12 protein-coding genes are annotated in these 12,556 nt (G+C 71.6%); 8 read left to right on the forward strand and 4 right to left on the reverse strand.

Going from position 1 to position 12,556, the window contains the following annotated elements; translation table 11 throughout:
* The first annotated feature begins 46 nt into the window (after positions 1-46).
* From GXP74_RS15750 to GXP74_RS15780, 7 genes are all read left to right on the forward strand, one after another.
* On the forward strand, positions 47-1,063 hold the full coding sequence (locus tag GXP74_RS15750) for an amino acid ABC transporter permease (protein ID WP_182452102.1): 1,017 nt from the start codon (positions 47-49) through the stop codon (positions 1,061-1,063).
* Complete coding sequence (locus GXP74_RS15755) at positions 1,060-1,833, forward strand: amino acid ABC transporter ATP-binding protein (RefSeq protein WP_304940912.1); 774 nt, start codon at positions 1,060-1,062, stop codon at positions 1,831-1,833. The genes GXP74_RS15750 and GXP74_RS15755 overlap by 4 nt, the downstream gene beginning before the upstream one ends.
* 59 nt (positions 1,834-1,892) lie before the next feature.
* On the forward strand, positions 1,893-2,900 hold the full coding sequence (locus GXP74_RS15760) for a transporter substrate-binding domain-containing protein (RefSeq protein WP_182452103.1): 1,008 nt from the start codon (positions 1,893-1,895) through the stop codon (positions 2,898-2,900).
* 15 nt (positions 2,901-2,915) lie between these two features.
* Complete coding sequence (locus GXP74_RS15765; RefSeq protein WP_182452104.1) at positions 2,916-3,983, forward strand: amino acid ABC transporter permease; 1,068 nt, start codon at positions 2,916-2,918, stop codon at positions 3,981-3,983.
* Positions 3,980-4,798, forward strand: coding sequence for an amino acid ABC transporter ATP-binding protein (locus GXP74_RS15770; RefSeq protein ID WP_182452105.1), 819 nt, complete (start codon positions 3,980-3,982; stop codon positions 4,796-4,798). Before GXP74_RS15765 ends, GXP74_RS15770 begins: the two co-directional genes overlap by 4 nt.
* A gap of 77 nt (positions 4,799-4,875) precedes the next feature.
* Positions 4,876-5,925 carry a transporter substrate-binding domain-containing protein gene (locus GXP74_RS15775; protein ID WP_182452106.1) on the forward strand — a complete coding sequence of 350 codons (1,050 nt, stop codon included), beginning with the start codon at positions 4,876-4,878 and terminating at the stop codon, positions 5,923-5,925.
* Positions 5,926-6,102: 177 nt separating this feature from the next.
* A complete protein-coding gene (locus GXP74_RS15780; protein ID WP_182452107.1) occupies positions 6,103-6,828 on the forward strand; it encodes a class I SAM-dependent methyltransferase in 726 nt (241 codons plus the stop codon).
* On the opposite strand, the gene GXP74_RS15785 is transcribed toward GXP74_RS15780, so the two are convergent.
* Positions 6,825-7,562: a polyprenol monophosphomannose synthase gene (locus GXP74_RS15785; protein ID WP_182452108.1), complete on the reverse strand. Its 738-nt coding sequence runs from the start codon at positions 7,560-7,562 to the stop codon at positions 6,825-6,827. The two genes, GXP74_RS15780 and GXP74_RS15785, sit on opposite strands and share 4 nt — an antisense overlap.
* A 347-nt stretch (positions 7,563-7,909) precedes the next feature.
* On the opposite strand from GXP74_RS15785, the gene GXP74_RS15790 reads away from it, so the two are divergent.
* Positions 7,910-8,422: a hypothetical protein gene (locus tag GXP74_RS15790; protein WP_225447968.1), complete on the forward strand. Its 513-nt coding sequence runs from the start codon at positions 7,910-7,912 to the stop codon at positions 8,420-8,422.
* A gap of 60 nt (positions 8,423-8,482) precedes the next feature.
* Here the strand turns inward: GXP74_RS15790 and GXP74_RS15795 are convergent, their stop codons facing one another.
* From GXP74_RS15795 to GXP74_RS15805, 3 genes are all read right to left on the reverse strand, one after another.
* A complete protein-coding gene (locus GXP74_RS15795) occupies positions 8,483-10,117 on the reverse strand; it encodes an MFS transporter (protein ID WP_225447969.1) in 1,635 nt (544 codons plus the stop codon).
* A 351-nt stretch (positions 10,118-10,468) separates the two neighbouring features.
* Positions 10,469-12,121 (reverse strand): monocarboxylate uptake permease MctP, encoded by a 1,653-nt coding sequence (gene mctP, locus GXP74_RS15800; RefSeq protein WP_182452109.1) that lies wholly within the window; start codon positions 12,119-12,121, stop codon positions 10,469-10,471.
* On the reverse strand, positions 12,118-12,402 hold the full coding sequence (locus GXP74_RS15805) for a DUF3311 domain-containing protein (protein ID WP_182452110.1): 285 nt from the start codon (positions 12,400-12,402) through the stop codon (positions 12,118-12,120). Before GXP74_RS15805 ends, mctP begins: the two co-directional genes overlap by 4 nt.
* Positions 12,403-12,556 lie beyond the last annotated feature (154 nt).

Genomic DNA, 12,556 nt, shown 5'->3' on the forward strand with positions numbered 1-12,556 from the left:
CTTCCCCCCACGAGAGCGGGAGGCCACAGACATGACGGGTAGTCAGATGACAAGCATTGAAGCAACACCAGGCGTTCCCAAGGGAGTTGAACCCCCACCCGAAGCCGCCGGGGCAACCGGTCCGGCGTCGGACCGGCCCTCGGACGAGCAACTGCTGGCCGCCAGGCTGGTCCCGCTGCGCCGCCCCGGGCAGTGGGTCTCGGCACTGGTGCTGCTGGTGCTGTTCGCGATGCTGGTGCACACCCTGGTCACCAACAGCCGCTTCCAGTGGGGCGTGGTCGGTGACTACTTCTTCCAGGGGTCGATCCTGCACGGCCTTGAGCTGACGCTGTGGCTCACGGCGGCGGTGATGGCCAGCGGCTACCTGCTGGGCATCGGCGTGGCGGTGATGCGGCTGTCGGGCAACCCGGTGCTGCGCACCCTCAGCTTCGGCTTCGTCTGGCTGATCCGCTCCGTCCCACCGCTGGTGCAGCTGCTCTTCTGGTACGAAATCGCCTCGCTCTACCCGCAGTTGTCGCTGGGCATCCCGTTCGGCCGGGAGTTCGTCACGGTGCGCACCGCGCACCTGTTCAGCGGGGTGCTCGCCGCCTACGTGGGGCTGACCCTGGATGTCGCGGCCTTCTCCTCGGAGCTCGTCCGCGGCGGCATCCTCTCGGTGGCGTCCGGCCAGTCCGAGGCGGCGCAGGCGCTCGGGCTGAGCGGCGGGCGGACCTTCCGCCGGATCGTGCTGCCGCAGGCCATGCCCGCGATCATCCCGGCCTCCGGCAACCTGCTCATCGGGATGCTCAAGGCCACCTCGATCGTCAGCGTGATCGCGGTGCAGGACCTGCTCTACTCGTCCCAGCTCATCTACAACCAGAACTTCCTGATCATCCCGCTGCTGCTGGTGGCCACCCTCTGGTACATCGCGCTGACCACGCTGCTGTCGATCGGCCAGTACTTCATCGAGCGGTACTACGCCCGAGGCAGCAACCGGCATACTGATAAAGGGTTCTGGCGGACCGTCAGTGGCAACGTCCCGCTGTTCGGCCGCGGTGGCCGGGAACTGGCGGGCCTGTCATGAGCGGCACTGGAGAACCCCTGGTCAGGATCCGCGGACTGCGCAAGAGCTTCGGCTCGCACCTGGTGCTGGACGGCATCGACCTGGACGTGCGCCAGGGCGAGGTGACCGTGCTGCTCGGCCCCTCCGGCTCGGGCAAGTCCACCCTGCTGCGCAGCGTCAACCACCTGGAACGGCCGGACGCCGGCTTCGTCCAGATCGACGGCGACCTCATCGGCTACCGCTACCGCCGGGGCAAGCTGCACGAGTTGGGCGCGCGGGAGATCACCCGGCAGCGCGCCCGGGTCGGCATGGTCTTCCAGCAGTTCAACCTGTTCCCGCACCTGACCGTGCTGGAGAACCTGGTCGAGGCCCCGATCGCGGTGCGCGGCCTGAGCCGCAAGCAGGCCACCGCCCGCGCGCTGGAGCTGCTGGCCCGGGTCGGCCTGGCCGGACGCGAGGGCGCCTACCCCGGGCAGCTGTCCGGCGGACAGCAGCAGCGGGTCGCCATCGCCCGCGCCCTGGCGCTGGACCCGCAGCTGCTGCTCTTCGACGAGCCCACCAGCGCCCTCGACCCCGAACTCGTCGGCGAGGTACTGGTGGTGATGCGCGACCTCGCCCTCAGCGGGATGACGATGATCGTGGTCACCCACGAGATCGGCTTCGCCCGGGAGGTCGCCGACACCGTGGTCTTCCTCGACGGCGGCCGGATCATCGAGCGCGGCGCACCGGCCGAGGTGCTGGACGCACCCAGCCACGAGCGGGCCAAGGCCTTCCTCTCCGCCGTCCTCTGACCCCCCTGACTTTCCACACCCTCACACCGTTCACGCAACTCCCTTGAAAGGCCCCCCTCGTGACCAAGCACGGACACTCCGGCCGCAAGCTCGCCCGCGTCGCCGCCACCGCCACCGCTGCCGCCGCGGCCCTGTCCCTGCTCGCCGCGTGCGGATCCTCCGCCGGCACCGACACCGCCGGGGCGGGCGGCAGCGCCACGACCAGCGGTGCCGCGTCGGGCACCCCCGGGGCGAACTCGACGGCCATCCCGAGCGAGGACGTGGTCTCCGGCATCCAGGCCGACCCGACGCTGCAGGCGGAACTCCCCGCGGCCGTCCGCGGCAGCGGCAAGCTGATCCTCGGCACCACCCTGTCCCCCGGCACCTCCGGCCTGCCGCACGGCGGCCAGAACGCCGCCGGTCAGGACATCGGGCTCGACGTGGACCTGCGCAACGCGGTGGCCAAGGAGCTCGGCATCACCTGGGACGTCCAGTACGGGACCTTCCCCACCGTCATCCCCGGCGTGCAGAACGGGAAGTTCGACGTCGGCCAGGACAACTTCGGCGTCACCAAGGCCCGCGAGCAGGTGGTCAGCTTCTCCACCTACCTGAACGACGGGCAGTCGTTCCTCGGCGGCTCGGGCGTCTCGCTCTCCTCGGTGACCACCCTCACCGACCTGTGCGGGCTGACCGTGGCCACCAGCCCGGGCTCGACCTTCCAGCAGATCCTCACGGCGGGCGCGAGCAAGTGCGCCTCGGTCGGCAAGAAGCCGTACACCGTGCAGTACTTCACCGACACCGCGCCGATCATCCTCGGCCTGGCCAACGGCAAGGTGGACATCTACTTCGGCCCGACACTGAGCCTGAAGTACGACGCCGCCCACATCGCCGGGACCAAGTACCTCGGCCAGATCAGCGCCACCCCGGTGGGCTTCGTCACCGCGAAGAACTCCCCGCTGGCCAAGGCGCTGACGGACGCCGTCAACAAGCTCATCGCCAACGGCGACTACGCGAAGATCTTCGCCAAGTGGGGCGTGACGGGCACCGGCGTCAGCACCTCCCAGGTCAACCCGATCCCCACGCTCTGAGACGGAGAAGCAGCGATGAAAGAACCGCTCCTTCCAGCGGGACCGGAGGCCGGCAGACCGGCCGCCGCCGGTACCACCCTGGAACCGCCACCGCAGGACGCACGGCCGCAGGAGGTGCCGACGCAGGACCCGCAACTGCCCTCCCAGCCGCAGCCGCAGCGTCCGCTGTCCGCGCAGCGGGTGGTGCCGCTGCGGCACCCCGGCCGCTGGATCGCCACCGCCGTGGTGCTGGTCCTGGTCGCGCAGTTCATCCACGGCCTGGCCAGCAACCCGTTCTACGAGTGGGGCCGCTTCCAGTACTGGTTCCTGCGGCCGGTGATCATGAACGGCCTGCTGATCACGCTTGAGGTGACCGCGCTCAGCGCGGTGCTCGGGCTGGTCGGGGGAGTGCTGCTGGCGTTCGGACGGCTCTCCCGCAGCCCGATCCTGCGCGCGGTCAGCTGGACGTACGTCTGGCTGTTCCGCTCGGTCCCGCTGATCGTGGTGCTGCTGATCCTCTACAACGCCAGTGCCCTGTACAAGACGCTGAGCCTGGGCATCCCGTTCGGGCCGGGGTTCGTCCACTTCAACGAGTCGGCGCTGGCCACCGACCTGGTGGTGGCCACCGTCGGGCTGAGCCTGAACGAGGCCGCCTACGCCTCGGAGGTGGTCCGCGCCGGGATCCTCTCGGTCGACCAGGGCCAGCACGAGGCGGCCGCCGCGCTCGGCCTGCCGCGCGGCTACCAGTTCACCCGGATCGTGCTGCCGCAGGCACTGCGGGCCATCGTCCCGGCCTACGTCAACCAGCTGATCGGGCTGATCAAGGGCACCTCGCTGGTGTTCTACGTCTCACTGCTCGACCTCTTCGGCGAGGTGCAGAGCATGGGCAGCACCTATCCCGGCGACGTGGTGCCGCTGCTGATGGTGGCCACGGTCTGGTACGTGATCCTGACCAGCGTGGTCTCGGTGGCCCAGTTCTACGTCGAGCGCTACTACTCCCGGGGCGCGCTGCGCACCGTGCCGCCGACGCCGCTGCAGAAGCTGCGCGCCGGGGTCCGGGGCCTGCGCGACCGCATCGAGGTCATCAGGACGGTGAACGGATGAGCGCCGCGACCACGCACCCGGCGACCGACCCGCAGACGGAGCCGGACGCCGCCCGCCCGGCCGCCGTGGAGATCCACGGCGCCCACAAGTGGTACGGCTCGCACCGGGTGCTCGACGGGATCGACCTGACCGTCCGGCCCGGACAGGTCGCGGTCATCATCGGCCCCTCGGGCTCGGGCAAGTCCACCCTGCTGCGCGCCGTCAACCACCTGGAGAAGCTGGACGTCGGCCATGTCAGTATCAACGGCGAGTTGATCGGGGTACGCCGCCAGGGCGACCGGCTGAAGGAGCTGAGCGAGCGGGCGATCCTGGCCCAGCGCGGCCGGATCGGCTTCGTGTTCCAGAACTTCAACCTCTTCCCGCACCTGACCGTGCTCGACAACGTCGTCGCCGCTCCGGTGGCGACCGGGCGCCGGACCAAGCCCGAGGCCCAGGAGCTCGGGCTGGCCCTGCTGGAGCGGGTCGGTCTGGCGGACAAGGCCGACGCCTATCCGCGCCAGCTCTCCGGCGGCCAGCAGCAGCGGGTGGCGATCGCCCGGGCGCTGGCGCTGGAACCCGGCGTGATCCTGTTCGACGAACCGACCTCCGCGCTCGACCCGGAGCTGGTCGGCGAGGTACTGGCAGTGATCAAGGACCTGGCCGCCGGCGGCACCACCCTGATCGTGGTCACCCACGAGATCGGCTTCGCCCGCGAGGTGGCCGACCTGGTGGTCTTCATGGACGGCGGCCGGATCGTCGAACAGGGCCCGCCCGCCCAGGTACTGGATCACCCGCAGCACTCGCGTACCCGTGAGTTCCTGAGCAAGGTCCTCTGAATCAACTCCTCGAATCAACTCCTCTGACTTTCCATCACCTGACTGATCGTCATATACAGCCATTCCTTGGGAGAACCATGTCCAGCGCCGGATTCAGATACGCCAGGCTGATCAGTGCCGCGGCCGCAGTCGCGGCCATTGCCACCGGACTGTCCGCCTGCGGCAGCAGCAGCACCGCCTCCACCGCCGGGTCCGGTTCCGGAGCCAGCAGCGCGGCGGCGGCCCCGGCCGGCAGTACCGTGGTCGATGTCGCCGCGCTGTCCAACGGCGCGGGCAAGGAGGTGGACCTCACCGTGCCCGAGGTCGCCGCGATCCGCGCCGAGCTTCCCGCCTCGGTGGTCAGCAGCGGCCAGCTGTCCATCGGCATCAGCCTGCTGCCCTCGGGCTCGCCGCCGCTCAACTACATCGGCACGGACCAGAAGACCCCCACCGGCTCCGAGCCGGACCTCGGCCGACTGGTCGCGGCGGTCTTCGGCCTCAAGCCCGTGCTGAACGACGCCACCTGGGACAACCTGTTCGTCGGCATCGACAGCGGCCGGAACGACCTCGGCTTCGCCAACATCACCGACACCGAGCAGCGCAAGCAGAAGTACGACTTCGCCTGCTACCGGCAGGACAACGTCGGCTTCGAGGTGCTGAAGAGCAGCACCTGGAACTTCGACGGCAACTACCAGAACCTGGCCGGGCAGACCGTCGCCGTCGGCGCGGGGACCAACCAGGAGAAGATCCTGGAGAAGTGGCAGGCCCAGCTCAAGGCCGAGGGCAAGACGCTGACCATCAAGTACTTCCCGGACGAGAACACCACCTACCTGGCCCTGGACTCGGGCCGGATATCCGCCTTCTTCACCCCTAACCCCGCCGTCGCCTACCACGTCACCCAGACGGCCAACACGCCGAACCCGACCCGCAGCGCGGGCAAGTTCTCCGGCGCCGGGGCGACCCTCCAGGGGCTGATCTGCGCCACCACCAAGAAGGGCGACGGGCTGGCCAAGCCGGCCGCTGACGCCATCAACTACCTGATCGGCAACGGCGACTACGCCAAGTGGCTGGCCGCCTGGAACCTGTCGGACGAGGCGGTGCCGAGCTCCCTGGTGAACCCGCCGGGGCTGCCGGTGACCAACTCGTAGCGGCCCGAGCGGCGGGCGAGGCCCGCGGAACCGAGCCGGTCCAGCAACCGCTGGGCCGGCTCGGCGGTCTCGCGGCCCGAGCCGTGTCCGTCCCGTCCGCGTCCATCGACGTCATCCCTCCGGTCCGTGCCTGACCACGTACGACCGGCCCCAGGGCGGGCGGGATACGCTGCGTGGATGTTCACCCCGCAGGGACCGACGCTTCGCGAACTGGCCGTCCAGGCACTCTCCTCCACCGAGCACGGATACGACCTGCTGGCACCGAAGTTCGACCTGACCCCGTTCCGGACCCCGGAGCCGCTACTCGACGCGACCGTCGAGGCGCTGCGGCCGTTCGGTCCGTTCGGCGCCGGGCTCGACCTCTGCTGCGGTACCGGCGCGGGCACCGGCGTGCTGCGGCAGCTGTGCGCCGGACCGGTGGTCGGCGTCGACTTCAGTGCGGGCATGCTCGGCGCGGCCCGCGCGGGCGAGCCGGACCAGGGACCGGCGACGGCCTGGGTCCGCGCGGACGCCCGGCGGCTGCCGTTCCGGCAGGCCTTCGACCTGGTGCTGAGCTTCGGGGCGTTCGGCCACTTCCAGCCGGGGGAGTGGCCCGCGCTGTTCGGCCAGGCGTACCGGGCGGTGGCCCCGGGCGGGCTGTTCGCCTTCCCGATCGCCGCGCCGCCGCGGGTGGGCTCGCGGCCGTACCTGGCCCTGGGGGCCTTCGACGCGGTGATGCGGGTGCGCAACGCGCTCTGGCGTCCGCCGTTCGTCATGTACTACCGCCCGTTCCAGCTCTCCCCGGTCAGGGCGGAGCTGGAACGGGCCGGGTTCGCGGTACGGACGCTGCCGCTGCTCGGCCGGCTGGCGGACGGCAGCCCCCGCTACCGCCTGGTGCTGGCCCGGCGCCAGGGCACCGGCTAGCGGCTGCCCCGGCCGAACAGCAGCCGCCACGGTGCCAGCGCCGACTCCAGCTGCACCGCGAGGCTCATCTTCGACGCGCCCCTGACCCGCTCCTCGAACCGGATCGGCACCTCGCGGATGACCAGGCCGCGCCTGACCGTGCGGTAGTTCATCTCCACCTGGAACGAGTAGCCGTTGCTGTGCACCGAGGGCAGGTCGATCGCGTGCAGCGCCTGCGCGCTCCACGCCTTGAAGCCCGCGGTGGCGTCCTTGACCCGCAGCCGCAGCAGCGTGTTCACGTAGAGGTTCGCCCAGGCGGAGAGCGCCTTGCGGTGCCAGGGCCACTCCGCCGCGGTCGAGCCGCCCGGCACGTAGCGGGAGCCGAGCACCACGGCCGCGTCGGTGGTCCGCAGGGTCTCCAGCATCTGCGGGATCGCCGTCGCCGGGTGCGAGAGGTCGGCGTCCATCTGGACCACCACGTCCGCGCCCTCGGCCAGCGCCCTGGTCATCCCGGCGATGTAGGCGCGGCCCAGGCCGTCCTTCTCGGTGCGGTGCAGCACTCCGATCCTGCCGGGGCGCTCGGCCGCCAGCTTGTCCGCTATCTCGCCGGTACCGTCCGGGGAGTTGTCGTCGACGACCAGCACGTGCAGGTTCTCCAGCCCCAGGCCGTCGAGCAGGCCGACCAGGGCGGGCAGGTTCTCCCGTTCGTTGTACGTGGGCACGACGACGACGGTCTTCGGCGAGGCCTGTGGCATGATCCATTCCTTGGACGATTGACCTGGGGCGGCGGCTGGAACCGGGTCGTGCGTTCCCGACCCGATTCCCGGACCCTGCGCATTGTGCCCTGCGCGGTGCCCCGGTCCGGCGCCAGGGTCCTCGTGTTCGTACCTTCGGACGATGCCGAACCGGTCCATCCCGGCACAGAGCGGTACCGGCCGCGTCACCCGTTCGGCGGTCCCGCGTGGCCCGGTGCCCGTGGTTGGCGCAGGCTCGGAACCGGCCGCAGCGCGCGGTCCGCGCGGTCCCGCGGCCCGGCCGAGCCGACGCGGTCCGTCGGGCAACGCCCTTTCGGCGTTGCGGACTTGAGCCCCTTGGAGGAGCCATGGCCACCCCATCCCCGTCGGAGCAGCCCGCGCCCCAGCCCCGACCGTCCGGATCCAGTGAGCCCCTGTGGCAGCCCGGCCCCGGCGGGTCCCAGCCGCCGCACCACGCGGGCGGCGGTGGCGGCGGCCAGAGCGGCTGGGTCAGCGGGCTGGCGCTGTTCGGCGGTGTGGTGATGCTGGTCGACGGCATCTTCGCGATCCTCAACGGCATCATGGGCATCGCCAAGGACCAGGTGTACGTGGCCACGCCCAGCTACGTGTTCCGCTTCAACCTGACCGCCTGGGGCTGGATCCACCTGATCCTGGGCGTGCTGCTGGTCGCGGTGGGCTACGGCGTGCTGCGCGGCGCCCTCTGGGGCCGGATCGCCGGGGTCTTCCTGGCCAGCCTCAGCGTCATCGTCAACCTGGTCTGGCTGCCGCACTACCCGCTGTGGTCGCTGATCGCCGTCGGCCTCGGTGTCGCGGTCATCTGGGCGCTGAGCGTCTACACCCCGGAGCGGGTCCGCCGCTGACCGCCGGGCTCCCCCCGGCCACGGAGGGCCGGTGGCCGGGGGGAGCCCACGGTCGCGGTCTCAGCAGGGGGCGCCGCGGGGCCAGCCGTAGTCGGCCGAGATCCGGTAGACGCCCGGAGCGGGGGCGTCCAGCCGGGTCCAGGCGCCGTCCCGGGCCAGGCAGGCCCCGCCGGGGCCGCGCACGGTCAGCCAGGGCGACCAGCTGACGCGCACCGTCACCTGACCGGCCGCGGGCACGGCCAGCAGCACCTGGTCGGCGTCGGCCCGCTCGACCACGGCCGGCGCCGTGGCCAGCGGGACGGCGTCGGTGACGCGGTACAGCGTCCAGTCGCCGTCGTGCCAGACCTGCCGGAGCCAGGACGGATCGGTGCGGACCAGTGCCGCCTCCCGCCTCCCGGCCACGTCGAGCGCGGCGTCGGGCAGCGCGACATAGCCCACCGCCCACTGCCGCAGCCAGGCGTGGTAGCTCGCGGGGGTGAGCGTGCCGTTGTAGAACAGCGGGTTCCGCTGCACGTCCAGCTGCCGGTTCCAGCCACGGGCCAACTCGGCCGAGCCGACCAGCCCCCAGGACTCCCAGTGGTTCTGCATCGGCACCGCCTCGATCCGGTCCTGGTCGGCGTGGAGCAGCTTCAGCTCGGCGACCAGCCCGTCGGCCTGGCCCGGCGCGGAGGGGGCCGGTATCCCGATGACGTTCGCGGTGACCGTCCAGTACGCCGTGGCCGCGAACGCGACCAGCAGCGCGACGGCCCGCCGCCGGGACCGGAGCTGACCGGCGCACAGCGCCGCCAGCACGGCCACGCCGCCGAAGAGCAGCGCGAGCCGTTGCACGTTGCCGCCGATGGGCGTGCGGAACGACCAGGTCAGCACGATGCCGAGGGCGTAGACCACGGCGCCGACCCGCAGCGCCCGCCAGTGCGCGGGCAGCAGCAGCGCCACCCCCACCGCGCAGCCGCCGCTGAAGACCACCGTGGGCACCGTTATCGGGTCGACCCCGGCGAACGGGAACAGCAGCGTGGTGACCAGGATCAGCAGCGGCGGCGGCACGGCCAGCGCGATGCCGGTCCGGCGGCGCCCGGTGAACAGCAGCGCCGCCGCCGCGACCTCGACGAACAGGCCGGCGACCGGGCTGGCCATGGTGGCCAGCAGCGCCAGCGCGGCGGTGCCGCCCGTGCGCCGCCACCCGGTGGCCCGCTCGGTACCGGCGACGACCACCGAGGCCAGGCCGAACATCAGCCCCAGGGCGAAGGTGACCCGCCCGGCGGCCACGTCACAGGAGAGCGCGAATGCCCCCCACAGGGCGACCGGCAGCGGCCGCCGCACCCGCGACCGCAGCACCAGCACCGCGAGCAGCGCCGCCGACACGGTGGCGGCGGTCACCGCCACCGTGCGCACGCCCAGCAGCCCCATCAGGTACGGGGCGAGCACGCTGTAGGAGGCGGGGTACATCCCGCCGTACCAGCCGAGGTCGTACGCGGAGCCGGGGTGCAGCGCCGCGAAGTCCGCCCAGGCCCACTGCGCGGCGAGGTCGCCGGTGACCTTGGCGATGGTCACCGCCCACAGCAGCCCGAGCAGCAGCGCGGTCCCGGCGGCGGCCCAGACCGGCGTGCCGCGCCGGGCCAGCTCCGGCAGCGCTGTTATTCGCGGGCCCGACACCGGTGGCGTCCGGGGCGTTTCTGTCGGCTGCAGAACGCTCACGGTGCTGGGTTCTCCTGTCATCGAGGGTCGGAACGGCGGGTCGGAACGGCGGGGTGGACAGCGGGGCGGCGCGCTCCGACCACCCCCCCCGTGATCACCGACGACCGTCGGCCGCGGAGGGTTCCGTTCCGGGGCGTCCCGGCTCCCGCGCCCGGCTGGAAAGCGACTCTAGGCACCGCGGTTCGGCCGGGCATCCGCCTGTCGGCCACAACGTCTCCGCGCTCCGGTACCCGAGGCGTACGCCGCTGGGCCACCGTCGGGGGCCGCGCCCGGAGCGCCACGCCGACACCGGCGAGACGCGGCCCCCGGCAGTCGGTGACTGCCGGGGGCCGGGCGCCGTGGGCGAACGGATCAGGCGACGAGCGGAGCTATCGTCTCCTCCCGCACCGGAGCGGGCGTCACCCCGTCGGTGTAGTCGGCGAGCACGGTCTCGTCCGGACCGGCCGGGACCTTCGCCGCGCGCAGCACCAGCGTCAGCACCACCGACACCAGCAGGTTCAGCACGAACGCGGTCACCCCGATGTAGCCGATCCGGCCGACTACCGGGATGTTCGCGGAGCTGCCGCCGAAGTGCGAGTGCGGGTTTCCGGCCGCCGCCACGCCGTAGGCGGTGATGGTGCCGTACGCCATGCCCGCCGCCCACCCGGCGAGCAGCGCCCAGTGGTGGAACCAGCGGCTGAACAGGCCGCTGACGACGGTCGGGAAGATCTGCAGGATCCAGATCCCGCCGAGCAGTTGCAGGTTGATCGAGAACTGCTTGTCGATGCCGAGGACGAAGCCCAGCGCTCCCAGCTTCACCAGCAGCGAGACCACCTTGGCCACCTGGGTCTGCTGCGCCGGGGTGGCGTCCGGTTTGAAGAACTCCCGGTAGATGTTCCGGGTGAACAGGTTGGCGGCGGCGATCGACATGATCGCGGCCGGGACCAGCGCGCCGATCCCGATCGCGGCGAAGGCCACCCCGGCGAACCAGGACGGGAACATCTGCTGGAACAGCTGCGGCACCGCGAGCTGCGCGTTGTAGCCGGTGACGCCCTTGCCGACGCCCGCCGCGATCGCCATGAAGCCGAGCAGCGACAGCAGCCCCAGCATCAGCGAGTAGGCGGGCAGGATCGCCAGGTTGCGGCGCACGGTGTTGCGGTCCTTCGCGGCCAGCACGCCGGTGGCCGAGTGCGGGTACATGAACAGCGCCAGCGCCGATCCCAGCGCCAGCGTGGCGTACGACCACTGGGCGCTGGGGCCGGGCAGCAGCGAGCCGCGCGGCTTGCCGGTCACCGGGCTCTTCTTCGCCAGCGCCGCCGCCGCGTCGTGGAACACGCTGCCGTAGCCGCCGAGTCGGATCGGGATGTAGATGACCGCCACGATCACCACGATGTAGACCAGGGTGTCCTTGACGAAGGCGATCAGCGCGGGCGCGCGCAGCCCGGAGGAGTAGGTGTAGGCGGCGAGCACCGCGAACGCGATCAGCAGCGGCAGGTCCTTGGCCAGACCGCTGCTGCCGCCGATGTGCATGGTGTCCAACACGGCCTGGATGCCCACCAGTTGCAGGGCGATGTAGGGCATGGTGGCGAGGATCCCGGTGAGCGCCACGGCCAGTGCGAGCGAACGCGAGCCGTAGCGTCCGCGGGCGAAGTCGGCCAGCGTGACGTAGCCGCGGCTGCGCGCCACCGACCACAGCCGGGGCAGGAACAGGAACACCAGCGGCCAGGCGATGATCGTGTAGGGGACGGCGTAGAAGCCCGCCGCGCCCACCCCGTAGATCAGCGCGGGCACGGCGATGAAGGTGTACGCCGTGTAGAGGTCCCCGCCGAGCAGGAACCAGCTGACGACGGTGCCGAAGCCGCGTCCGCCGAGGCCCCACTCGTCCAGGTGCAGCGCGTCGGAGGGGCGCCGCCAGCGGGCGGCGAAGAAGCCGATGACCGTGACGGCGGCGAAGAGCACCAGGAAGACGGTCAGTGAGACGGCGTTGATGTGGCCGCCCGCCGCGAGCGCGGCTGCCCCGGTCATCGCCCGGCCTCCGTCCGTCGCGGCCCGCGTCGGGCTTCCTCGCGCCGGATCAGCAGGTAGGCGGCGCCGGTGAGGACGGCGGCGATGATCACCCAGAGCAGCTGGTACCAGTAGAAGAAGGGGATGCCGATGAACGAGGGTGAGGTTCTGGCGTAGGAGTTGACCCAGAGCAGCGCCACCACCGGGGCCAGCAGCAGTAATGCGCAGGCGACCCGGGTCGGGGTGACCACGGGCAGTGGCGGCGGTACGGGCGGCGGGGCGGTCTGCGCGGTATCGGCCATGGACTACTCCGGTGGCTGTGCCCGGCGGCGCCCACGGCGGACTGCGGTCCTCCCCCGAGACGCCACCGGTGCGTGGACAGAGGTGACTCCCGGAATCTAGGTCATTGTCGCGCTCGCGTCAGCCATTCCCCCGTGATTTCCCGGCATCCGCCGA

Origin of the sequence: Streptacidiphilus sp. P02-A3a (assembly GCF_014084105.1) — a bacterium.
GTDB lineage: Bacteria > Actinomycetota > Actinomycetes > Streptomycetales > Streptomycetaceae > Streptacidiphilus.